The sequence below is a fragment of the Paenibacillus sp. yr247 genome, from assembly GCF_900103825.1.
In the GTDB taxonomy this organism is placed as follows: Bacteria; Bacillota; Bacilli; order Paenibacillales; family NBRC-103111; genus Paenibacillus_E.
Genome location: NZ_FNIF01000002.1, coordinates 562,823 through 584,366, shown reverse-complemented (window position 1 = coordinate 584,366; position 21,544 = coordinate 562,823). Strand labels below are relative to the sequence as shown.

At 45.0% G+C, this 21,544-nt stretch carries 23 protein-coding genes; 18 read left to right on the top strand and 5 right to left on the bottom strand.

Features of this window, described 5'->3' with window-relative positions:
* Positions 1–59: 59 nt before the first annotated feature.
* Together istB and istA are read right to left on the bottom strand one after the other, a co-directional pair.
* Entirely contained in the window at positions 60–803 is a 744-nt protein-coding gene (gene istB / locus BLT91_RS07480; RefSeq protein WP_090818862.1) for an IS21-like element helper ATPase IstB, read from the bottom strand.
* 2 nt (positions 804–805) lie between these two features.
* On the bottom strand, positions 806–2,359 hold the full coding sequence (istA, locus tag BLT91_RS07475; protein WP_090818859.1) for an IS21 family transposase: 1,554 nt from the start codon (positions 2,357–2,359) through the stop codon (positions 806–808).
* 187 nt (positions 2,360–2,546) lie between these two features.
* Here istA and BLT91_RS31365 point away from each other — a divergent pair, with 187 nt between their 5' ends.
* The 13 genes from BLT91_RS31365 to BLT91_RS07425 all read left to right on the top strand — a co-directional run bounded on the left by BLT91_RS31365 (position 2,547) and on the right by BLT91_RS07425 (position 11,218).
* The gene (locus BLT91_RS31365; protein ID WP_175532140.1) at positions 2,547–2,723 is read left to right on the top strand and encodes a hypothetical protein; all 177 of its coding nucleotides are present in this window, start codon (positions 2,547–2,549) and stop codon (positions 2,721–2,723) included.
* A complete protein-coding gene (locus BLT91_RS33825; protein WP_090819823.1) occupies positions 2,724–2,825 on the top strand; it encodes an IS3 family transposase in 102 nt (33 codons plus the stop codon). It abuts the gene before it with no gap.
* A gap of 58 nt (positions 2,826–2,883) precedes the next feature.
* Positions 2,884–3,375, top strand: a complete 492-nt coding sequence (locus BLT91_RS07465; RefSeq protein WP_090818855.1) for an IS3 family transposase — start codon at positions 2,884–2,886, stop codon at positions 3,373–3,375.
* Positions 3,342–3,425 (top strand): IS3 family transposase, encoded by an 84-nt coding sequence (locus BLT91_RS33820; protein ID WP_141224957.1) that lies wholly within the window; start codon positions 3,342–3,344, stop codon positions 3,423–3,425. The genes BLT91_RS07465 and BLT91_RS33820 overlap by 34 nt, the downstream gene beginning before the upstream one ends.
* A 502-nt stretch (positions 3,426–3,927) precedes the next feature.
* Complete coding sequence (gene rfbC / locus BLT91_RS07460) at positions 3,928–4,473, top strand: dTDP-4-dehydrorhamnose 3,5-epimerase (RefSeq protein WP_090818852.1); 546 nt, start codon at positions 3,928–3,930, stop codon at positions 4,471–4,473.
* Between the two features lie 18 nt (positions 4,474–4,491).
* Entirely contained in the window at positions 4,492–5,511 is a 1,020-nt protein-coding gene (rfbB, locus tag BLT91_RS07455) for a dTDP-glucose 4,6-dehydratase (RefSeq protein WP_090818849.1), read from the top strand.
* Positions 5,511–6,371 (top strand): dTDP-4-dehydrorhamnose reductase, encoded by an 861-nt coding sequence (gene rfbD, locus BLT91_RS07450; protein ID WP_090818846.1) that lies wholly within the window; start codon positions 5,511–5,513, stop codon positions 6,369–6,371. The genes rfbB and rfbD overlap by 1 nt, the downstream gene beginning before the upstream one ends.
* The gene (locus BLT91_RS07445) at positions 6,358–7,308 is read left to right on the top strand and encodes a glycosyltransferase family 2 protein (protein WP_090818844.1); all 951 of its coding nucleotides are present in this window, start codon (positions 6,358–6,360) and stop codon (positions 7,306–7,308) included. Before rfbD ends, BLT91_RS07445 begins: the two co-directional genes overlap by 14 nt.
* Positions 7,309–7,410: 102 nt before the next feature.
* Positions 7,411–8,277 (top strand): glycosyltransferase family 2 protein, encoded by an 867-nt coding sequence (locus tag BLT91_RS07440; RefSeq protein ID WP_090818841.1) that lies wholly within the window; start codon positions 7,411–7,413, stop codon positions 8,275–8,277.
* A 6-nt stretch (positions 8,278–8,283) separates the two neighbouring features.
* The gene (locus BLT91_RS07435; RefSeq protein WP_090818838.1) at positions 8,284–9,690 is read left to right on the top strand and encodes an undecaprenyl-phosphate glucose phosphotransferase; all 1,407 of its coding nucleotides are present in this window, start codon (positions 8,284–8,286) and stop codon (positions 9,688–9,690) included.
* A 21-nt stretch (positions 9,691–9,711) separates the two neighbouring features.
* The gene (locus BLT91_RS07430; RefSeq protein ID WP_090818835.1) at positions 9,712–10,638 is read left to right on the top strand and encodes an SDR family oxidoreductase; all 927 of its coding nucleotides are present in this window, start codon (positions 9,712–9,714) and stop codon (positions 10,636–10,638) included.
* Positions 10,639–10,720: 82 nt separating this feature from the next.
* Positions 10,721–10,846 carry a hypothetical protein gene (locus BLT91_RS33485; protein ID WP_302847469.1) on the top strand — a complete coding sequence of 42 codons (126 nt, stop codon included), beginning with the start codon at positions 10,721–10,723 and terminating at the stop codon, positions 10,844–10,846.
* Between the two features lie 168 nt (positions 10,847–11,014).
* The gene (locus tag BLT91_RS07425) at positions 11,015–11,218 is read left to right on the top strand and encodes a hypothetical protein (RefSeq protein WP_090818832.1); all 204 of its coding nucleotides are present in this window, start codon (positions 11,015–11,017) and stop codon (positions 11,216–11,218) included.
* A 292-nt stretch (positions 11,219–11,510) separates the two neighbouring features.
* Here the strand turns inward: BLT91_RS07425 and BLT91_RS07420 are convergent, their stop codons facing one another.
* Positions 11,511–12,590 carry an acyltransferase family protein gene (locus BLT91_RS07420; RefSeq protein ID WP_175532139.1) on the bottom strand — a complete coding sequence of 360 codons (1,080 nt, stop codon included), beginning with the start codon at positions 12,588–12,590 and terminating at the stop codon, positions 11,511–11,513.
* 216 nt (positions 12,591–12,806) lie between these two features.
* Between BLT91_RS07420 and BLT91_RS07415 the strand changes: the two genes are divergently transcribed.
* A complete protein-coding gene (locus tag BLT91_RS07415; protein WP_090818826.1) occupies positions 12,807–14,009 on the top strand; it encodes an outer membrane lipoprotein-sorting protein in 1,203 nt (400 codons plus the stop codon).
* A gap of 75 nt (positions 14,010–14,084) precedes the next feature.
* On the opposite strand, the gene BLT91_RS07410 is transcribed toward BLT91_RS07415, so the two are convergent.
* Together BLT91_RS07410 and BLT91_RS07405 are read right to left on the bottom strand one after the other, a co-directional pair.
* Positions 14,085–15,818, bottom strand: a complete 1,734-nt coding sequence (locus tag BLT91_RS07410) for a DHA2 family efflux MFS transporter permease subunit (RefSeq protein WP_090818822.1) — start codon at positions 15,816–15,818, stop codon at positions 14,085–14,087.
* A gap of 12 nt (positions 15,819–15,830) precedes the next feature.
* Positions 15,831–16,475, bottom strand: coding sequence for an efflux RND transporter periplasmic adaptor subunit (locus tag BLT91_RS07405; RefSeq protein ID WP_090818819.1), 645 nt, complete (start codon positions 16,473–16,475; stop codon positions 15,831–15,833).
* 300 nt (positions 16,476–16,775) lie between these two features.
* On the opposite strand from BLT91_RS07405, the gene alr reads away from it, so the two are divergent.
* The 4 genes from alr (at position 16,776) to BLT91_RS07385 (ending at position 21,244) form a co-directional block, all read left to right on the top strand.
* Positions 16,776–17,948 (top strand): alanine racemase, encoded by a 1,173-nt coding sequence (alr, locus tag BLT91_RS07400; protein WP_090819820.1) that lies wholly within the window; start codon positions 16,776–16,778, stop codon positions 17,946–17,948.
* Positions 17,949–18,169: 221 nt separating this feature from the next.
* A complete protein-coding gene (locus BLT91_RS07395) occupies positions 18,170–18,451 on the top strand; it encodes a CopG family ribbon-helix-helix protein (protein ID WP_028553892.1) in 282 nt (93 codons plus the stop codon).
* A gap of 3 nt (positions 18,452–18,454) precedes the next feature.
* Positions 18,455–18,805, top strand: a complete 351-nt coding sequence (locus BLT91_RS07390) for a type II toxin-antitoxin system PemK/MazF family toxin (RefSeq protein ID WP_028553893.1) — start codon at positions 18,455–18,457, stop codon at positions 18,803–18,805.
* 84 nt (positions 18,806–18,889) lie between these two features.
* Positions 18,890–21,244 carry a Tex family protein gene (locus BLT91_RS07385; RefSeq protein ID WP_254776824.1) on the top strand — a complete coding sequence of 785 codons (2,355 nt, stop codon included), beginning with the start codon at positions 18,890–18,892 and terminating at the stop codon, positions 21,242–21,244.
* Positions 21,245–21,544: the final 300 nt, after the last annotated feature.

Genomic DNA, 21,544 nt, shown 5'->3' with positions numbered 1-21,544 from the left:
AAATGAGGCTACCCGAAGGCAACCTCAATTGGAGCAGGCTACTTTATTTTCTTCTGATATTACGTCGGCATTCCTTTTCTCTTGCGCATAGAATCTTCACCGTCAATGAGCATGTGATACGAATTATGCACGATGCGATCGAGGATTGCGTCAGCCATAGTCTGTTCGCTGATTTTTTCGTGCCAACCTTCCGGTGCGAATTGCGAGATAAAAATCGTGGAGGCGTTTTGGTATCGCGCCTCGATGATTTCAAGCAGGTCGCGGGATTCGATTGCCGTGAGCGAGACGAGCAGCCATTCGTCAATAATGAGCAGGCTGATTTTCTTGTACTGGGCGATCACCTTTTTGTATGTGCCTTCCCCGCGAGCGGCAGCCAAATCGGTCAATAGCTCCGGCAGACGGATGTACTTGGTGGCCAGAAACCGCCGACAAGCGGAAATTCCCAAAGCGCAGCCGATATAAGTTTTTCCGGCGCCGGAAGCGCCCATGAGAATAACATTATGCATCTCATGAACGAAGTTGCCGGTGGATAGCCGCAGGATTTGCGCCTGGTCTAGTCTACGGTCTGCATGATATTCGATATCTTCAACGCAGGCGTTCGGATAGCGGAGTGTAGCCTTCTTGATCAGTTTATCCAGATGGTTGTTCTTCCGCCTTATCCACTCCGCATCGACGAGGAGCCCGAGCCGATCTTCAAAAGAAAGGGAATGGAATGACGGCGTCTTCATCTGCTCACGGAAGTTTTCCGCCATCACACCAAGCTTCATGCTGATGAGTTTGCTGGTTGTCGTCTCATTGACCATGATTAGTTCCTCCCGTAATAACTTGCGCCGCGTGTGAAGCCATGCAGGCTCGGCGGACGAGTGTCGGAGTCGGTTTCTGCCGCCGCCGCTTGTTCCAGGATCACCATGTCTTGGCCGGACTTTAGAATGGTGCTGATATGCTTGAAACCGGGGCTTGGCGTATAGCTGAGCGCTTTGGCACAGGCCGCCTCTACACGAACGAGCGAGTACAGATCCGCGAGCTTCAGCACGCCCATACAAGCTTTGTAGCCTTGTTGCTCAACCCGATGTCCAGTTAAAATCGCTCGAATGACGGTAGCGGTGGAGGGGCCGACTTGCTCTGCCCACTTGATAAAACGCTCGGCATTCCACTGAACATACTGCTTATGTTTGTCGGGCATGTGATCGGCAAGCGTGTGATATTGTCCGGGGCGGCCGTAGAGCTTTGGATGCGAGCAGATGCGGTGATGGTTGTAGAACACCTCTATAACGCCTCGGGTGACGCGAACATCCACTTTGTGCTTGATATATTCATAGGGCACGCTGTAATGCATCTTGTCGACGGCTATGTGATAATTAAACTGTACGGTGGCGACTTTCCAAATAGCGCATTCGTACGCGGAAGAAGGTAGCGGCAGGAGCGCGTGTTTCTCCTCGTCAAGGAACGCGCTCAGCCTGCTACCCGGCTTTTTTTGAAACGGCCGTTTATTGAACACCGTCAACTTATCGGCAATGGCTTCGTTTAGCTCCGTCAGTGTAAAGAACGTTTGCTGGCGTAAAGCAGCCAGAATCCAGGTGGAGATGATGCCGACCGTACCTTCGACGCCGGGCTTGTCCTTGGGTTTGCGAACGCGGGCGGGGATGACAGTCGTGCCATAATGCTCCGCCATTTCTTGGTATGTCTTGTTGATTACGGGGGAATACCAAGAGGATTTTTCTACGCCGGTCTTGAGGTTATCCGGCACGAGGATTTTGGTGACGCCGCCGAAATGGGCAAACGCATGAATATGGGCTGTGATCCAGCTTTCTTGATTCTGGGACAGGAAGTCCTCTACGTAAGCAAATTGGCTGCAGGATAATGCGGCGACGAAGATGTACACTGGTAGCAGTTCGCCAATCTCGGCATCCACCACGGTCGCAGTCTGACCGGCCCAGTCTACTTCCATTTGCTCGCCGGGCTTGCGCTGGATGTGCATCGTCGCTTTCGTGGTCGAGGCGTACTTACGGTAATAGTTGCAGTATTGCGTGTACTTCAGGGGGATTTCGCGACTTAACCTGCACATTTCGCAGTATTCGCTCCAAAGCAGGCTCAAGGTCACGCCGCTCTTCGCCAATTCCCGGTGGATGTATTCGCAATCCGGAATTTTGCGTGAGGAAGCTTGCGCTTTCTCGGGAAAAAGCAGGTACTGCAGATCGGCGTCCGTCACATCTTCTGGCAACGGCCATGCCAATCCATTCTCATTTGCACGATCCAACACCTCGGAGATGGTGTTTCGCGAGCATTGGCAACTTGACGCAATGCTCCGCTGGCTGAGCCCCATGCTGCTCAGCCGCAAAATGTCTCGATACTTTGTCATTCAGGAACCTCCCGCTGTAAATTTGCGTTCCGTATTCGGACACGCATTCCTCCATTCTAACGAAGGAAACCAGCGGTGGCTCTCACGATTAACATCAACGTGGGCGTAGGACGGAGTATATTGACAAGGATCGAGAATATCATCAGATCAAAAGAGAAAATACAATGCTAAAAAAGTGTTTGGACATTTGAAAACAGGAGGTGTAAAAGGGAAGTATTCAATCATCGAAGAGGCTCCAAAGATCTATCCTGTAGTACAGCTTTGTAATCTGCTGGGCGTTTGGAGAAGTGCTTACTATCGCTATCTTAAGCGAAAGAAGCAAGAACCGGATGGAGAGGTTACTCAACGCATTCAAGCCATCTAAATTCAACGAGAACGCAAGTACGGCTACCGAAGAATAACAGCTGAATTGAAACGGCAGTATGATGTCACGGTGAATCACAAGAAGTTACAACGTATTATGTAGGAGCTTAGATCCGCTCTATCATTCGAACCAAAGCCCATATTTTAGCGTACATCAGGCTATGAAATCAGACGGCAGAATGGCTCCTAACTTGTTAAATCGAGATTTTACAGCAGCAAAGTCAAACGAAAAGTGGGTTACCAACGTTACACAGTTTCGTGTAGGAGATCAGCGAATCTATTTGTCAGCCATAAAGGACCTATGCGGCAACGACATAATCGCGTACCATAAAAGTCTTCGTAACGACAACGAGTTGGTACTGAACACGTTCAACAAAGCCTTTAAACAGCACAAAGACGTTACCGGATTGATCGTTCATAGCGATCCAGGATTCCAGTACACGTCTCATGAATACCAAAACATGCTGCCTACGGTTGGAGCCCAAATAAGCATGTCGCGTCGCGGTAATTGTCTAGACAAGGCCGCTATGGAAAGCTTCTTCTCGCATCTCAAAGCGGAAGCGCTCTATCCTTATGATATCCGTTCGATCGAAGAAGCTCAACAACGAATCGAGAATTTATCCGATTCTATAACGAAGAACGAATCCAGTTAAAGTTAAACAAGCTGACACCGTTAGAGTTCAGGCGCCAGGTTTCAGCATAGGAGCTTTTTTCAATGTTTACAAAATTGGAGGTTGACCATTTCAGGTAAGAGGGCTTAGAACATTTGATATGAGACTACTGTACTTATAGATATAAATGTAAAGGGATAAATAAAGAATTCTTTTCAGACTTTCTATTACTAAATTTTTGCCTTCCTCTCGAGATAAGTCATCGAGTTGGTTCTTCAAACAGGAATAGTAGAATAATGGAAATTCCTCGAGGAGATAAATCTCAATTAATGAGGAAAATCCTAAAAATCCAAAGAGTAATTTCAAGGTTATAGGAATTTATATGTTTTATAGTTCTTTCTTTGGTATAATTAAGACACTCGAAACATCAGGCACGGTGAGCTTGAAATCACTGATTTAACAACGTATACCAAGTTAGATTGTTGGTGACAGATGCAGGTAACTCATATCTCTTTAACTATAGCCAACGTATTGGCCAAAGTTTTGTTTTGGAGAAGTATTTTGGGAAGTTTATTGAAAGAGGGTGCCTAAGCGATGAATATTTTATCCACGAGGCTAGATGGTTTATATATTGTAGTGCCCGATGTCTTAGGTGACAGTCGGGGCTTTTTTATGGAAAGTTACAATAGTTCGAAGTTTGCTGAGCACGGTATTGACTTTCCATATGTTCAAGATAATCATTCTTTATCAGTGGAAGAAGGCGTATTGCGTGGGCTTCACTATCAGCTGAATCCCAAAGCACAAACAAAACTTGTGCGCGTTGCTTCCGGTGCGATTTATGATGTCGCGGTAGACATACGCAAGGATTCTTCTACGTTTGGCCAGTGGGTAGGGGTTATTCTAAGCGAGGCTAATAAGCGTCAACTACTGGTTCCACAAGGCTTTGCCCATGGTTTTTGTACGATTGTTCCTAATACGCAGGTGCTTTACAAAGTGGACGAGTACTACTCCCCTGAACACGAGAGAGGTTTACTTTGGAGCGACCCGGCTATTGGTATTGATTGGCCAACATCTAAACCCATTCTTTCTGATAAAGATCAAAAGCATCCGCTGCTTAAAGATGCGGAAATAAACTTTTAAAATGGGAGTCATACGCATATGAAAATACTTATTACAGGCGGAGCCGGGTTTATCGGCAGCAACTTCGTTCATTATATGCTGGATCGCTATCCTAGCTATGAAATTATTAATCTTGATTCGTTGACGTATGCTGGGAATCTAGAGAACCTTTTATCGATTCAAGAAAATAGCCAATATACATTCGTTAAGGGTGACATCATAAACACGGAGCTAGTGTATAGTCTGTTCGATCAGGGTATCGATACGGTTGTACATTTCGCCGCAGAATCGCATGTGGATCGAAGCATCTTGGAACCGGATGTATTCGTAAAGACAAATGTACTTGGCACGCAGGTTTTACTTGAAGCTGCTAGGAGATATGCTGTTAAGAAATTTGTTCATGTCTCTACGGATGAAGTTTACGGAACTCTTAGTGAGACTGGGCTTTTTACAGAAGAAACGCCATTAGCCCCGAACAGCCCTTATTCCGCTAGTAAAGCCGGGTCAGATCTTCTGGTACGGGCTTATCACGAGACTTTTGGACTTCCTATTAATATCACTCGTTGTTCAAATAACTATGGTCCTTATCAGTTCCCTGAAAAGTTAATCCCATTAATGATTGCGAACGCTTTGAACGATAAATCTCTTCCTGTTTATGGTGACGGTCTTAATATTAGAGATTGGCTGTATGTCGAGGATCACTGCAGCGCAATTGATCTCGTTTTACATAAAGGGATTAACGGTGAAGTTTACAATATCGGCGGTAATAACGAGAGAACGAATATTCAAATCATACAAACGATTCTTCGTGAATTGGGTAAACCGGAATCATTGATTCAATTTGTAAAAGATCGTCCAGGGCATGACCGTCGCTATGGTATTGATGCAACTAAGATTACGAAGGACCTTGGATGGCAACCGAAGCATAATTTTGAGACGGGTATTCATGAAACAATTCGTTGGTACTTGGACAATCAAGACTGGTGGAAACGAATTCAGACTGGTGAGTATCAAAGATATTTTGCCGAGCAATACGGCTCACGGCTTGGTGCCAGATAATGAGAATAGTAGTTACTGGGGCTAATGGCCAACTAGGACAAGATGTTGTAAAACTACTGGGAGCTAAGCATGAGGTTTACGGTCTTGGGAGAGAGCAACTGGATATTACAAATGAAAGTCAATGTCTAGAGGTTCTGGTAGCCTTGAAGCCAGATGTTATCATTCATAGTGCTGCGTACACAGCTGTTGATCTTGCTGAGACGGAAATAGAAATGGCTTATCGTATTAATGCTGATGGAACAAGAAATCTTGCAGTCGCTGCAGAGAGTATTGGGGCGAAATTTTGCTATATTAGCACGGATTATGTATTTGATGGTACCGCTACGAATGCTTACAGAGAAGATGATGATACCAATCCTCAAAGTGTTTATGGGAAGTCCAAAAGAGCTGGAGAACAGCATGTGGAATTGCTTTCATCTAAACATTTTATCGTGAGAACTTCTTGGGTCTACGGTATTTATGGCGCCAACTTCGTCAAAACGATGTTGAATTTAGCTCAAACCCGAGATTCCTTAAAGGTTGTAAGTGATCAATTCGGATCACCAACTTATACAGTTGATCTTGCCTTATTCCTTGAAAAACTCATACAAACGGAGCTTTATGGTATTTATCATGTATCTAATTCGGGAGTATGTTCGTGGTATGATTTTGCCTGTGCCATCTTTGAAGAGAGTGGCGTGAAGATTAAGGTAGATCCTTGCACGACGGAAGAATTCCCTCGACCTGCTCCAAGACCAAGGAATTCAGCTATGGAACATGAAGCGATCCGTGCTAATGGGTTTGAGGATTTACGGCCTTGGCGTGAGGGGCTTAGAGCATTTTTGAAGGAGCTAGGAGAGAGTAAGGATGAAAACCGTTAGTGTTCACATTGTTACTTATAATAGTTCTGGACATATCGATGACTGTTTGGAAGCGGTTCTTAAACAATCCCATTCAATTGAACGGATAATAGTTATTGATAATGCTTCTAAGGACGATACGTTAACCAAGTTAGCGAAATGGTCAGAGCAATGTACAATTATTCAAAACAAAGTAAACAACGGGTTCGCTGGTGGACACAATCAGGCTATACGGATGACAGACACGGATTATTGTCTTATCTTGAATCCTGATGTGATTCTTGAGCCTGATTATGTTCTTAACACTGTAAAGTCCTTAAATAATCATACTCAAGCGGGCAGTGCGACAGGTAAATTGCTATTCAAATCAGACCCTACTCACATTGATAGTACGGGGCTTGTCATTAACAAAGCTCGAAGAGCCTTTGACCGCGGCGCGCATCAGACGAGCGATCAGTTCAATCATGCTGAAGAGGTCTTTGGTGTGTCGGGTGCCGCTGCCATGTATGCTCGCGAAATGATTAATGACATTAGCCTAAATGGCGAATTTTTTGATGAGGATTTTTTTGCCTATAAAGAAGATGTAGATGTTGCTTGGCGAGCGCAGTTACTAGGTTGGAAGGCTTACTATGAGCCGTCTGCTATTGCATATCACGAACGAGGCTGGAAGGAAGGCCTTAGGAGCAGTAAGCCGCTTTTTGTAAGGAGATTATCGTACATTAATCGATATAAAATGATGGTGAAAAACGATCAATTCTCAATGGTGCTGAAGCATATCATTCCTCTTTTTGTGTATGAGTTTCTTAGTCTTGGTTACGCTCTTGTGCGAGAACCAAAGCTGCTAGGAGCTTGGTCCAGTTTTTTTCATAGTTATTCGGATCTTCGCCAAAAGAGAAACATCATTCGAAGTAAGAAAAAAGTAAAACCTTCTGAAATCAACAGATGGTTTATAAAATAATATCCCAAGTAGGATTAGCTAATGCTAGTCTTTTTTTAATCTAAAATTTATAAACCCATGTTATAATAAGTGTAATGAAATCATGATAAATGAGGTTTTCAAGTGGATCTAAGTATTATTGTACTAAATTATAAAACACGCGACCTGACGTTAGCTTGTTTAGAATCTGTTTTTTCGTCAGCTACATATTACGATTATGAGGTCATATTAATCGACAATGCTTCAAATGACGGCATAATCCCTACAGTCAACGAGCAATTCCCGCAAGTCATCTGCATCGCAAACACGAATAACGTAGGCTTCTCAAGAGCCAACAACCAAGGGATCCGCATTGCCAAAGGACGTTATGTCCTACTTTTGAACTCCGATACGATCGTTCAACCTGACACTTTAGACGTCCTGCTGCGTTTCATGGACGAGAACCCCACTGTGGGAGCCAGCGGTTGTAAAATCGTACTTCCAGACGGCTCACTAGACAAAGCCTGTAAGAGGGGCTTCCCTACGCCCTCAGCGTCCTTTTACTATGCGTTTGGTTTCTCTAAGATATTCCCTAAGATTCCTCGGTTCAATCAATATCAATTGGGTTATTTAAGTCCGGATGAGGCCTACCCGATTGATTCACTAGTTGGGGCTTTCATGTTAATCCGCCGCGAGGCTATTGAGCAAGTGGGTATGCTTGATGAGGAATTTTTTATGTATGGCGAAGATATCGATTGGTGCTATAGAATTAAGGAAGCGGGTTGGGAAAATTATTATTACCCTCGCACTCAAATTGTACATCACAAAGGCGCAAGCAGTAGAAGGAAGCCTTTTAAAATCATATATGAGTTCCACCGGGCTATGATTTTGTTTCATAATAAACATTATCGTAAGAAGTATTCATGGCTGACGAATGCGATGGTTTATGCAGGTGTAAGCTTAAAGTTTGTGCTCTCCTTAGCCAGAAATAAACTCCGACAAGCGAGGTGATTTACATTGATTCGACAGAGTCAAGGGTTCTTAACACAACTATATGCACTGGCCGACTTCATTTGTATTCAGCTCGTGTTCTTACTCTCATGGTGGCTGAAATTTAGAAGCGGTTGGATTCCATTCAGTGCGCCTCTTCCATTCAAACATTACTTGATGTGGAGTGTCAGTTATGCGATAATCGCTATTTTACTTAGTTATATGGTAAATTTTTATACACCTAAGAGAAGGAAGCAGTTCTCGTACGAGGTTCTGAAAATAATTCAAGTCCATTCGATCAGCTTGTTGCTGCTGTTAAGCGTTTTGTTTATTTTAAAAGAAGTCGATGTTTCACGTTCTTATCTTTTACTATTCCTTGTAAATAATATTCTTTTCATCAGTTTTTATCGATATATGATCAAAGCTTCGCTGAAACGCGTAAGACAAAAGGGCTATAACAAGCAATTCATTCTTATCCTCGGTGCCGGCTCGCTGGGACGTCAATTTTATTCAAAGCTGAAACAGCATCCGGAATTAGGTTATGAGGTAGTCGGCTTCCTTGATGATTATCTGGAGAAACATGAATTCGCTAATCAGAGCTATAAGCCAATCATAGGGAAGATCGACGATCTAGAGTCTATTTTGAACGATCTCATCATAGATGAAGTTATTATCGCTCTCCCGTTAGATGCACACCAAAAGTTCGGCAGTATTATCAATGTCTGTGAGAAAATTGGCGTCAAAACACTGATCATACCGGACTTTTATGACTTCTTGCCGTCCCGCCCTTATTTCGACAATTTTGCGGATATGCCGCTGATTAATGTGCGGGATATTCCTCTGGATGAGTTCCGAAACCGTCTTTTCAAGCGAGTTTTTGATATTGTTTTCGCCAGTGTGGCCATTCTTATTACGTTACCCGTTATGATTGCATCCGTTATTGCTATTAAGCTAACATCGCCAGGTCCGATCATCTTCAGACAAGAGCGAGTAGGTCTTAACCGTAGAAGGTTTATGATGTATAAGTTCCGCAGTATGAATGTGTTGGCAGAGAGTGCCTCAAATACGGAGTGGACGGTTGAAAATGATCCGCGGCGAACGAAAGTCGGTACCTTCCTCCGCAAAACGAGTCTAGATGAGTTGCCGCAGTTTTTTAATGTGCTTTTCGGGCATATGAGCGTAGTCGGTCCTCGACCTGAGCGTCCTTATTTCGTGGAACAATTCAAGGAAGAAGTGCCGAAGTATATGGTGAAGCATCATATTCGTCCTGGAATTACGGGCTGGGCGCAAAGCAATGGTTTGCGAGGAGATACTTCGATCGAGGAACGTATCAAGCACGATATTTTCTACATTGAAAATTGGACTTTTTTGTTCGATATTAAAATTATTTGGAGAACAGTCATTAACGGATTTATCAATAAAAATGCTTATTAATTATGTGTTTCAGGGGGATATATGAAAGTATTAGTTACTGGTGGGGCCGGTTTTATTGCTTCACATATTGTTGATTTACTTGTTGATCTTGGGCATGAAGTTGCAATTCTTGATAATTTTTCAACCGGTCGTGAAGAGAATGTAAATGCAAAAGTCGAAGTATTTAAAATGGATATTTTAGATAGCCGTACTCTAGAGGTCTTTTTGAAATTCAAGCCTGAAATTGTTATTCATCATGCTGCCCAAATCGATATTCAATCTTCTATAAAAGATCCAGCTTTTGATGCTTCTACCAACGTTATTGGTACAATAAAATTGTTAGAAGCATGTAAATCTTCAGGGATTCGAAAGTTTATTTATGCTTCATCAGCTGCCGTATACGGCAATCCGCAATATTTACCAGTTGATGAAACTCATCCTATTCGTCCGTTGTCGTATTACGGTATTTCTAAGCATACTCCGGAGCATTATTTAGAAGTATTTTCGCAACAAAATAAACTAGACTACACAATTCTTAGATATGCGAATGTTTATGGTATTAGGCAAGACCCAAAAGGAGAAGGAGGAGTAATTTCGATTTTTATTGACAAATTATTAAGTGAACATAAACCAGTAATATATGGTGATGGTGAACAAACAAGAGATTTTATTTATGTTAAAGATATAGCACGTGCTAATATTGCTGCTTTAAATTCTGGTAGTAAGGGTATTTATAACATAAGCTGTAATCATCAAACTAGTGTCAATGATTTATTAAGAATGATCTCAAGGCTAAGCAATATTGAGACATATCCAAGTTACAGAGAGATAAGAGTAGGGGATATTTTACATAGTTATCTTGATAATTCTGCTGCCAAGAAGGACTTGAAATGGGAGCCTCAGTATACTCTAAGAGATGGATTGCAAGAGACTTGTAATTATTATTTAAAACAAAACACTAATTCATAAAAATTTTTTTCTCATCAACGCATGATTCGCCAACATCTTCCCCATACTATGCATATACTTAGTATGCGGGGAGGTTATTATTATGATCGATCATGAAGACGCTTACCAGGATGATAACTTGTCGATTGGCAAAGGTTTGATTGTTGGTGTTGTGTTCGGTTCCCTCATTTGGGCTGGCATTATTGCTGGTATTATGTACATGTGGTAGACGTATCTAATAAATGAAGAGGCTGCTGAGGCTATAGCTCTTGGCAGTCTCTTTTTGTCGATGAGATGGTGGATGGTTTTGGTGATGTGAAAGGAAGGATTCTTTTTAAATTGATTCTGAGTTATAATGAATGGAAGTAAGCTTTTGATGAGTAGGAGGTTGAATTTGATGGGTGAAATGACAGATCGTGAGTTTTTAAGTGCCATACTTGGGAGAATGAATGAGATAGGCGCAGATGTAACGGCCATTAAAGATCGGGTTGACAGTATAGACAGGCGATTGGGCAATGTTGAGGATCGACTCACAGGTGTCGAGAATCGTCTGATAACAATTGAAGATAATTTGCAAGAGGTCAAACAAGTTCAAATATAGCAGGGTGAGCAGATTGCAGGTATTGCTGTTACGATGATGGAGCATGCGGCAAGCATACGAACACTTAAATTGGTAAAATAAACGAGTAAGATTAGCTAACCTTATCTTGCTTTTTTTCGCATGCGCGCCTATCCAAGCTAGGTACAGCTAGAACCAAGTCGCGTCTTAGCTCGCCTGCAAAGAAATTTCAGTTCTTTACTCTACTACAAGACGAGAACATATAATTTGCATTGCTTTTTCTGAGAAAAAAAGAGGCTGCACGGGCTAATGGAAGCCACTGCAGCCTTTTTACCTAGGAGATAGGATTTGATGATTTGGAAGGACTTAACTTTATTGCGTTTTTGAGCCCGGTAACAAGCGGTTTCTCAGCAAGTCTATATACCATGTAGCAAAGGGGAACGGTCAAGGCCATAATAATTAGATCTGTAAGAAGGTAGCCAAGATGGTCGACCACATGAATCTTTACACTTAGCTTCATTAAAATTGAAATAAATAATAGATGCGTTAGCAAAATCGTGTATGAAGCATTACCTAGCTTGCTCAAGCTCTTTACCCAATAAGGCAACCGAAGCTGCTCAGGAACAGAAGAAGCGCCTAATAGTACACATGTAGCTGGAATGATGTAAAGCAGGTAATTGTGATAAGGGAAAAGAAGATACTTATTATTCAACCATATCAGTGCAAAGCCAAGTGCGCCTATAACAATCAACTGTTTGTAGTGTTTATTTCTATGATGCTCTGCCCATTTGGCCAATAAACAGCCAGCAATAAATTCTAAGTTAACTCCACTGAAGAGGAAGTTTAGATAGAAATGACGGTCAATATCAGCACCTATCAGCGGTACATTTAGAAAATGGCAGAGGGTTAATGTCATCCATATGGAAACGAAGAGGTAGGCTGGCTTCCTCCCAAGAGCCATAAGGAAACTGAACACCAAGTAAAATAGTACAAAGTAACTTAACGACCAAGCTACAGGCAGTACGGGACCATGAGCTTGGGGGAGCAGTAGGAATGATTTAATGATTGTATCTTTATGGGTCTCATACCCGTAGCCAAAGCTTGGAACGAGAAAATAGACGGGCAGCACGACAAGTGTAATTAACCAGTAGAAGGGATAAATACGTATTAGTCGATTCGTTAAGTAGGGAAGAACGGTCATTTTGGTTCCGATTTTATGGCCGTATGTATGATAGAGTAGAAAACCCGTAAGTAAGAAAAAGAAATCTACACCTCCTGAGCGACCTATAGCGCTTATCCCTAGAAAGTCGTATTGAAAGTACTTGAATGACATGGCTGATGTATGAAACAGCAGTACAAAGAAGGCAGCCGCTCCTCGTGATGCTTGGAGCACGATTCTCTGATTTTTATTCAATAATAACTCCTCCGGTTCTTGGATATCGATCCAAAAACCATTATGCCATATGATTATGAATAAATTATGTATATAACCTGAAAGTCAGATGAATTGTTTAATAATTCCATTACAAAACCTTTTTCAAGGCCAAGCCCCAACTCGTCTGCATAATCGGCCAAGTCCCCTCATATGCATGTACTAGTTGATGTTAATCATGAGTGAGGGGATGATCGAATGCGCCGGGTCACATGGATGATAGCAGTGGTAATGAGCGTAGCATTGGTTCTCGCGGGATGCGGGATGGGCAAGAAGGATGCAGGATCTATCGTAAAGGATTTGGATCATGTGATCAGCAAGTCGGGCAGCTATCAGGCTTCAGGGAGCATGATTCTGCACACGGGGCAGCAGCCACAGGAGTATCAGGTGGAGGTAGCGTTCTCGCCGGATCATTTCTACCGCATTTCGCTTACGAATGCTCAGAAGGATGTGACGCAGATCGTATTGCGTAATGAGGAGGGCGTGTTCGTGTTGACGCCGCATCTCAAGAAAAGCTTCCGCTTCCAAAGCGACTGGCCGGAGAATCAAGGACAGGTGTATTTGTTCCAATCTCTTGCTAAGAGCATAATCGCGGATAAGGATCGCCAATTTACAACGGATAATGATACTTATGTGTTCGATGTTGCAGCGAATTATCAGAATGAACAATTGTCTCGCCAGAAAATTTGGCTGAATAAGAAAACACTGGCGCCTAAGCAGGTTCAGGTATCGGATGCGAACCAGAATGTCATGGTGCAGGTGAATTTCACGAAGTTTGAGTTCGATGCCAAGTTCGATAAGGATTATTTCCAAATGGAGCGTAATATGACCAGCTGGAATATGAATACTTTACCGACAATTGCAGGTGTCATTGGAACAGATGCTGATCACCCTACAACAGGCGGCAAATCCGCCGTAACAGATAAAAACCTGTCAGCAACAGGCGGTCAATCCGATCAAACAGCTGGCAAAGCCCAGAATGGCCAGAAGGCTGCAGGTGCCAAAGCGAGTACGGATACGACGAAGTCGAATGCCGCGGCAAGCAAGCCGCAAAGTATCGGACTCGTTGAGCCGACCTATCTGCCAAAAGATGTGGTGAAGCAGGACATTACGGATATGAAGCTTGGTGAGGACGCGGCAGTTCTTTTGAGATACAAAGGGAAGTACAATTTCAGTCTCGTCGAGGTAAGACCACAGGCGAAATCGGTGTCTCTGCAGCCAGGTGACATTGTTGATCTTGGGTTCACGATCGGCGTGATCACAGGGGATGAGAAGAGAGACAGCAAGAAAACCCTCACATGGACCAATGACGGCGTAGAGTTCAGATTATCGACTGGTGATCTGCCTACGAATGAAATGATTAAAGTTGCGATGGCGACGGAGGGGCAGTCTGGGAAGTAAGGTGAATTGAACCCCTACGTCAGAAAAAACAGTCCATGCTCCGTAATTCGGATGCATGGACTGTTTCTTTGCGCTTTACGAGGGCTGTTTTACCCTGCGAATAAAGAAAGCAAGTACGAGCGCAACCGCCGTGATGCCAGTGGCGATTAAAAAAGCATCATTGATTCCGTTAATCGTAGACTCCTTCTTCTCGGTTGCAAAGAGCAAAATCGAGATTAGCTTGTTTCCTGCTGCAAGGGGGATATGAGCCATTGCGGCGATTCCTTTTCCTAATCGGGCTATTTCGCCAACGATAACCGGATTGGCAGACGTAAATGTGTTGTTGTAATTCTCCATATGGAAATCCGCCCGGCTGCTCATCACTGTAACTAATAATGCGGTGCCAAGCGAACCCCCAACCTGGCGTAAGGTATTGGACATTGCGGTTCCATGGCTATGAAGATAACGCGGCAGTTGGTTCAACCCTTCTGTCATGATCGTCATCAATATGAATGACATGCCGAACATGCGCAAGCTATAAAGCAGCAGGATTTGACTATATGTCGTATCCGAGGTTAGCCGGCTAAACTCCCATGTTGTGGCCGTCGTGATTAGAAGGCCTACAACGGCCAGCCAGCGGGCGCCGATCCGGTCAAATATGATTCCAGCGATCGGCTGCATGATTCCCATTAGGATCGCGCCAGGGAGCAGCAGCAATCCGGAGGCCAGCGGTGTGAAGCCGCGTATATTTTGCAAATAGATTGGCAGCAAAATCATCGCCGCAAACAACGCCATATTAACGATGGAGCTTACAATTGTTGTTAATGTAAAAACATTATAAGTAAACACTCGTAAATCAATCATAGGCTCTTTGACGGAAAGTTCCCGCCACACAAACAAGATCAAACTGACGATTCCAATAACCATAGTTCCGAGTACTCGCACACTTAACCAGCCAGCAGAACCTGCTTCACTGAATGCAAACAGCAATCCTCCGAAACCGACTGTTGAAAATAAAAAGCCCCAAAAATCAAATCGAACTTTCGACATCTTCGTCACATTCCCCATCATGAAGAAAGCTAGTATGATATCCATTAACCCGATTGGCAGGACTAAATAGAATAAAAGCCGCCATGTATAGGTTTGTACAAGCCAACCTGATAGAGTGGGGCCTATTGCGGGGGCGAATATCATCGCAACCCCCATCATCCCCATGGCTTTTCCTCTTTGCTCTGGAGGAAACACCGTTAAAAACACCGTCATCATAAGCGGCATGATGATACCGGCGCCTGAAGCTTGTATGACCCTGCCGGTCATGAGAATCATAAAATTGGGAGAAACCGCACAAATAAGCGCTCCAACAGTAAATAAGATCATGGCCGTGAGAAACATGAAACGGGAGCCATACCTTTCGATAAGAAAAGCTGAAATAGGAATCATGACCCCATTCACAAGCATATAGCCGGTTGTTAACCATTGAACGACATTGGCCGTAACATTGAAGTCAATCATGATCTGAGGAATAGCAACGTTAATGAGCGTTTGATTTAAAATGGAAACGAATGCCCCGAGCAGCACTACAGTGAGCAGCTGCCCAACCTTTATTTCTGCGGTTCTTGTCGTATTCGTTTGGGAATCTGATCTGTCTTCCGGCTTATTACCATTCAGCTCTTCCGACATCTCCACGAATGTGTTTATAGGCTCCGGTAAAGGCGAGTAGCGTCCAACTGGCAAGGCGTCTCGAGAACGTCTCTTTTTGGCGAGCATCCAATTCGCAATAAACAAAACGATCAAGCTGAATATGGCATACCCTATCATGTATACATTCATATGATCGCTCCTTTACTTATGGATGCGTGCAGTTACGCTCATGCCTGGAATAATCCCTAATCCGCGATTGCCTTCGAGCGATATCGTAACAGGTACAACCTGCGTAACCTTTGTATAATTACCGGTCGTATTGGATGAAGGCAGGAGTGAGAACGTTCCAGCTGTCGCTAGTCCTAGCTTCTCCACCCTGCCGCTTAAGGTTGTGCCTGGAAAAGCATCCACATAAACGTCTACAGCAAGTCCAACCTTAACGTCATTTAGATCCGTTTCTTTGACATTAGCATTTACCCATAATCGATCCAGATCATACATATACGCAAGCGGTAAGCCAGGAACAACAACAGAATTGACAACCGCGCTCTGTTGAACGATCGTCCCAGCCTTTGGAGCTGTTATTTCTACTGTTTCAGTAGCAGTTAATACAGAACCAAGATGCTCTCCTTGCGTATATTTTTTCCCAACTTCCCCGGACCAGTCTGATAACTTTCCAGCCGTTGATACGGAAGCGACAACTACCTGCTCACCTGCAATTTGAGCGTTATTCGTGGACAGATAATTAATCGATTGATTGTAAAAATAATACGCAAGCGCGGCGCCCCCAACAAGAACGATAAGAAGAACAACGTTAAGAATAACGATCCGAGCTGCACCTTTCATGGATTAAACATCCTTTCTGTGGATTTCTTGCCAATAGAATTAATATCTCCACAAAAAAAAGGAGTATGCGGCAAAAAGTGAAGGATACCTCTGCGCAGCCGATGATTTCTGCTTCACATCACTTCATCTTGGCCAGATGCCAAGCCTCGAATCCAGAAAAGTAAGGTTGACAGTTTTTCGTGATTCGGATTAACATAGGTTTATCGGTCCGAACGGTATCGGAAATAGGGAGGGGGAGTCCTGCTCGCAGAGGAGCGGGCCTTCCCTTGTCCTTTGCATTTGGAAAAAGAGGTGAAGCTGGTGGATGCTTTTTATCGTCCCACGTGGGTAGAAATTTCGTTAGATGCTCTACGAAGCAACATTGAAGGTTTTCAAAAGGTACTGCCGGCAGGAATGAAACAGATGGCAGTCGTTAAAGCGGATGCGTACGGACACGGGGCTGTTGAAGTATCCAAAGAGGTTCTGGCTGCAGGTGTGGATTACTTAGGTGTGGCGTTCTTTGATGAAGCGTTGGAGCTAAGGAATGCGGGGATTACTGCGCCTATTCTGGTACTAGGCTATACGCCTCCAGAGGGAGTCGAGAGAGCGCGTGAGCTTGATGTAACAATCGCTGTCTATAGTCATGATGTCCTTAAGGAGCTGCAGGCTCAGCAGAACAAAAAGAAGTTAAAAATTCATATCAAGCTGGATACCGGCATGGGTCGACTTGGTTTGCATACGGAAGAGGATGCTATTCCCTTTATTGAGCAAGCTTTGACACTGCCGAATGTGGAAGTTGAGGGCTTGTTCACGCATTACGCGAGTGCAGATGAAGTGGATAAGAGCTATACGATGGAGCAATATCGCAGATTTGAGCGAATTGTGAGCTATTTTACGGATAAAGGTATTAACTTTCCATATATACATGCAGGCAATAGCGCAGCGGCCATAGATTTGCCGGGTTTAACGTATTCGATGGTTCGTCTAGGGATCTCGATGTATGGTTTGTATCCTTCCGAGGATGTGAATCAAGCGAAAGTGGAGTTAAAGCCCGTACTGACCCTCAAAACAGGGATTGTTCATCTTAAAACGCTGCCTCCAGGTTCTGGAGTTAGTTATGGAACGATTTATCATACAAAGGGCGAAGAACAAATTGGGACACTGCCGATTGGCTATGCGGATGGGTTCTCCCGTATGCTTTCGGGTAAGGCTGAGGTTATTGTTCGGGGCAAAAAGGTGCCAATTGTCGGTAGAATCTGTATGGATCAATGTATGATCAATGTATCGGATGTGCCGGGCGTTCAGTCTCTTGATGAAGTAGTGTTGATCGGGGAGCAGGGCGGAGAACGCATTACGGTTGAAGATGTGGCGCGTCAGCTCGGTACAGTTAATTATGAAATGACTTGTATGATTTCACATCGGGTTGCTCGTGTGTATGTTCGGGGCGGCGAACGTGTAGATGCCATTAATCCTCTCATGCGGCATCGCTACTAAATGCAGGGCATGTTCTAGGCTTCATTAATTTACCATGTGAGTTCTGAAGTGGAAACAGAGGATTTTCGTAATAGACTATCGAATACTATGTGAGTAAGATTCTTATATCCAAGGATGTAACATATTTGATATACTGGATGCATATATCTATTGTATAAATTGGTTTTTGAGATGACATACTGGTAATATTGTCTTTGTATCGTTTCTGGGGGTGCGAGAGTGTGAGCAATGCGCATAATACGAAAAGGATCATGATTAGCTTGCCTGACAATCTGTTGCAAGAAGTGGACGGTATTGTCGAGAAGGAGAATTCCAATCGCAGCGAATTTATTCGCCAGGCAATGAAGCTGTATTTAATTGAACGCAAAAAGCGCAGTCTACGCGAATCCATGCAGCGTGGGTATATGGAGATGGCAAAAATAAATCTCAGCATGGCATCTGAAGCTTTTCAAGCGGAGGAAGAAGCGGACGGTACGCTTGATCGCTTAGTAAGCGGGGTGTAAGTAGTGATTGTGAAACGTGGCGATGTATTTTTCGCAGATCTTTCGCCGGTAGTTGGGTCGGAGCAAGGAGGGGTTCGTCCTGTTCTTGTGATCCAAAACGATATCGGCAACCGCTTTAGCCCAACCGTGATTGTTGCAGCGATTACAGCTCAAATCCAGAAGGCGAAGCTTCCCACGCATGTGGAAATCGATGCGGAAACGCACGGTTTCGATCGAGATTCGGTGATTCTGCTTGAACAAATCAGAACGATCGACAAGCAACGGCTAACGGACAAAATTACGCATTTGGATGAAGAAACGATGCGGAAGGTTGATGACGCTTTGCAGATTAGTGTGGGACTGATAGAGTTTTGAATAGGATCTGGAACGGACGAGGGCGATAAGTTCCCTCGTTTTTTGGTTTGTAAACATACATAGGAATAGAAGTGGGGAATGACAATGACCTTGTTGGATACGATGAAAAGTAAAATGTTCTTCGCCGTAGAAGATGCTTCGGGCAGTGCTGCGGTGAATAGCGCAATCGATGATGGCGCTGAGAGCAAACATGATGATAGCGCAACGGGTAGCAGAGAAACAAAGAACAAATACGACGATGAGCCTAAGGAAAAAATCGTTCTCTCCGAAGAGAAGAAAGCAGAGATCCAGGAGCGGATCCTGAAGCAAATCTCTGCTGAACTGCAGCTGCCCACAGGCAAAGTGAAAACGACGATGGGGCTGCTTGATGAGGGCAATACGATTCCATTCATCGCTCGTTACCGGAAAGAGATGACCGGTGAGCTGGATGAGAACCAGCTGCGAGATATCGAGGAGCGGCTGCAGTACTTGCGTAACCTTGAGGATCGTAAGATCGAGGTTGTTCGTTTGATTGATGATCAGGGTAAGCTGACGGAAGAGCTGCGTAAATCGATTGAAGGCGCTGCGAAGCTGCAGGAAATCGAAGATTTGTACAGACCGTATCGTCAAAAGCGCAAGACGCGTGCAAGTGTTGCCAAAGAGCGCGGCCTGGAGCCGCTAGCGGAATGGATCTGGAAGCAGCCTCGTCAAGGCTCGCTGGATCAAGAAGCGGAGCGCTATGTGAACGCGGACAAGCAGGTAGGAAGCGCTGCAGACGCGATCCAGGGCGCTATGGATATCCTTGCGGAGAACATCGCGGATGACGCTAAGATTCGAGCTTGGGTGCGTCGATATACGCATGATCAGGGGATTCTGCGAACGGAAGCCAAGGATGCGAAGCAGGAGTCTGTTTACGAGATGTATTATGCGTATCAAGAGCCTGTTAAACGTCTGCCGCCTCACCGCATTCTAGCGATTAATCGCGGGGAGCGGGAGGAAGTCCTGAAGGTTGGCTTGGATGTTGCCGTCGATAAAATTCATGATTATATGGTGAGACAAGTCGTTAAAGGTGATTCGGTTGTTCGCGACGTGCTTCGCTCTGTTATCGAGGATGCTTATAAAAGATTACTCGCTCCTTCCATTGAGCGCGAAGTGCGCGGTGAAATGACCGAGATGGGCGAGGAGCAAGCGATTAAGATTTTCGCCGAAAATCTGCGTAATCTGCTGCTCCAAGCTCCGATCAAAGGGCATGTCGTGCTCGGGGTCGATCCCGCTTACCGGACAGGCTGTAAGCTGGCTGTCATTGACGACACCGGTAAAATGCTTGAAATCGCCGTCACCTACCCGACGCCGCCGAATAATAAGGTGGCGGAAGCGAAGGCGAAGTTCAAGCAGTTGATCAGCAAGTACAGCGTAGAGCTGATCGTGATTGGCAATGGGACGGCTTCCCGTGAAACGGAGCAGTTTGTTGCGGAGCTGATTGGCGAGATCAAGGAGCAGAAGCTCAAGTACTTGATCGTAAGCGAAGCGGGGGCGAGCGTGTACTCCGCGTCGAAGCTGGCGCAGACGGAGTTCCCGGAGCTCGACGTAGCCGAGCGCAGCGCGATTTCGATCGCGCGGAGGCTGCAGGACCCGCTCGCGGAGCTGGTGAAGATCGAGCCGAAGGCGATCGGCGTCGGGCAGTACCAGCATGACGTTTCGCAGAAACGTCTTGACGAGAACTTGAAGGCCGTCGTGGAGTCGGCCGTTAACCATGTAGGCGTGGACCTCAACACGGCGTCCCCGTCACTGCTCTCGTACGTGTCGGGCGTGAACGCGACACTTGCGAAAAACATCGTCAAGTATCGCGAGGAGAACGGCAAATTCAGCTCCCGACAGGAGCTGTCGAAGGTTCCGCGCCTCGGCGCGAAAACCTTCGAGCAGTGTGTCGGCTTCATGCGGATTGCGGGCGGCCGGAACCCGCTCGACAACACCCCGATCCATCCGGAGTCTTACGACGTGGTGGATCGGCTGTTCAAGGAGCTGCGGCTGGAGCTCACGCAGCTGGGTTCACAGCAGCTGCTAGCGCTGCTGCAGACGCTGGAGCCAGAGGAACTGGCTCCGAAGCTGGGCGTAGGTGTCCCGACGCTGCGGGACATCTTAGACAGCCTGCAGCGGCCTGGGCGAGATCCGCGGGACGAAGTCCCCGCGCCAATCTTCCGCACCGACGTGCTGCAGCTTGAAGACCTTGTGCCGGGTATGGAATTGACCGGCACGGTGCGCAACGTTATCGACTTCGGTGCTTTCGTCGATATCGGCATTAAAAACGATGGGCTGGTGCACATCTCCCAGCTCAAGAACGGCTTCGTGAAACACCCGATGGATGTGGTTTCCGTGGGTGATATCGTCCAAGTATGGGTGCTCAGCGTGGATCAGAAAAAAGGTCGCGTTAGCTTGACCATGAAGAAGCCTCAACAATAAGAGTGACTAAGCAGCAGTTGGCAGCGTAAAGCTTCCAGCTGCTTTTTTGTATGGGGTTTGCTACCAGCCAAATAAGAGCCCCAAAAGGCTGCTAATTCTTTGATTTCATTACAAATTAGATAAATAGAAGCTTCCAGCGACTCTTATTCTGATAAAAATAGGTATCTTAATATGGAAAGTTACAAATAAGAGCTGCTAAAGACTTCTAATCATACAATTTTACCCGATAATGATCAAATAGAAGGTTCCAGCGAACCTTATTCGAGGTCGTTGGTTGTCCACATCATCCTTTCATAAGTT

Excerpts from the sequence above, each read along its gene's own strand:
- istA (WP_090818859.1), bottom strand. The coding sequence starts at position 2,359 with ATGACAAAGTATCGAGACATTTTGCGGCTGAGCAGCATGGGGCTCAGC.
- rfbD (WP_090818846.1), top strand. The coding sequence starts at position 5,511 with ATGAGAATAGTAGTTACTGGGGCTAATGGCCAACTAGGACAAGATGTT.
- BLT91_RS07465 (WP_090818855.1), top strand. The coding sequence starts at position 2,884 with ATGAAATCAGACGGCAGAATGGCTCCTAACTTGTTAAATCGAGATTTT.
- BLT91_RS07415 (WP_090818826.1), top strand. The coding sequence starts at position 12,807 with ATGCGCCGGGTCACATGGATGATAGCAGTGGTAATGAGCGTAGCATTG.
- BLT91_RS07425 (WP_090818832.1), top strand. The coding sequence starts at position 11,015 with ATGGGTGAAATGACAGATCGTGAGTTTTTAAGTGCCATACTTGGGAGA.
- BLT91_RS33485 (WP_302847469.1), top strand. The coding sequence starts at position 10,721 with ATGATCGATCATGAAGACGCTTACCAGGATGATAACTTGTCGATTGGC.
- BLT91_RS07445 (WP_090818844.1), top strand. The coding sequence starts at position 6,358 with ATGAAAACCGTTAGTGTTCACATTGTTACTTATAATAGTTCTGGACAT.
- rfbB (WP_090818849.1), top strand. The coding sequence starts at position 4,492 with ATGAAAATACTTATTACAGGCGGAGCCGGGTTTATCGGCAGCAACTTC.
- BLT91_RS07405 (WP_090818819.1), bottom strand. The coding sequence starts at position 16,475 with ATGAAAGGTGCAGCTCGGATCGTTATTCTTAACGTTGTTCTTCTTATC.
- BLT91_RS07410 (WP_090818822.1), bottom strand. The coding sequence starts at position 15,818 with ATGAATGTATACATGATAGGGTATGCCATATTCAGCTTGATCGTTTTG.
- BLT91_RS07385 (WP_254776824.1), top strand. The coding sequence starts at position 18,890 with ATGACCTTGTTGGATACGATGAAAAGTAAAATGTTCTTCGCCGTAGAA.
- rfbC (WP_090818852.1), top strand. The coding sequence starts at position 3,928 with ATGAATATTTTATCCACGAGGCTAGATGGTTTATATATTGTAGTGCCC.
- BLT91_RS07430 (WP_090818835.1), top strand. The coding sequence starts at position 9,712 with ATGAAAGTATTAGTTACTGGTGGGGCCGGTTTTATTGCTTCACATATT.
- istB (WP_090818862.1), bottom strand. The coding sequence starts at position 803 with ATGGTCAATGAGACGACAACCAGCAAACTCATCAGCATGAAGCTTGGT.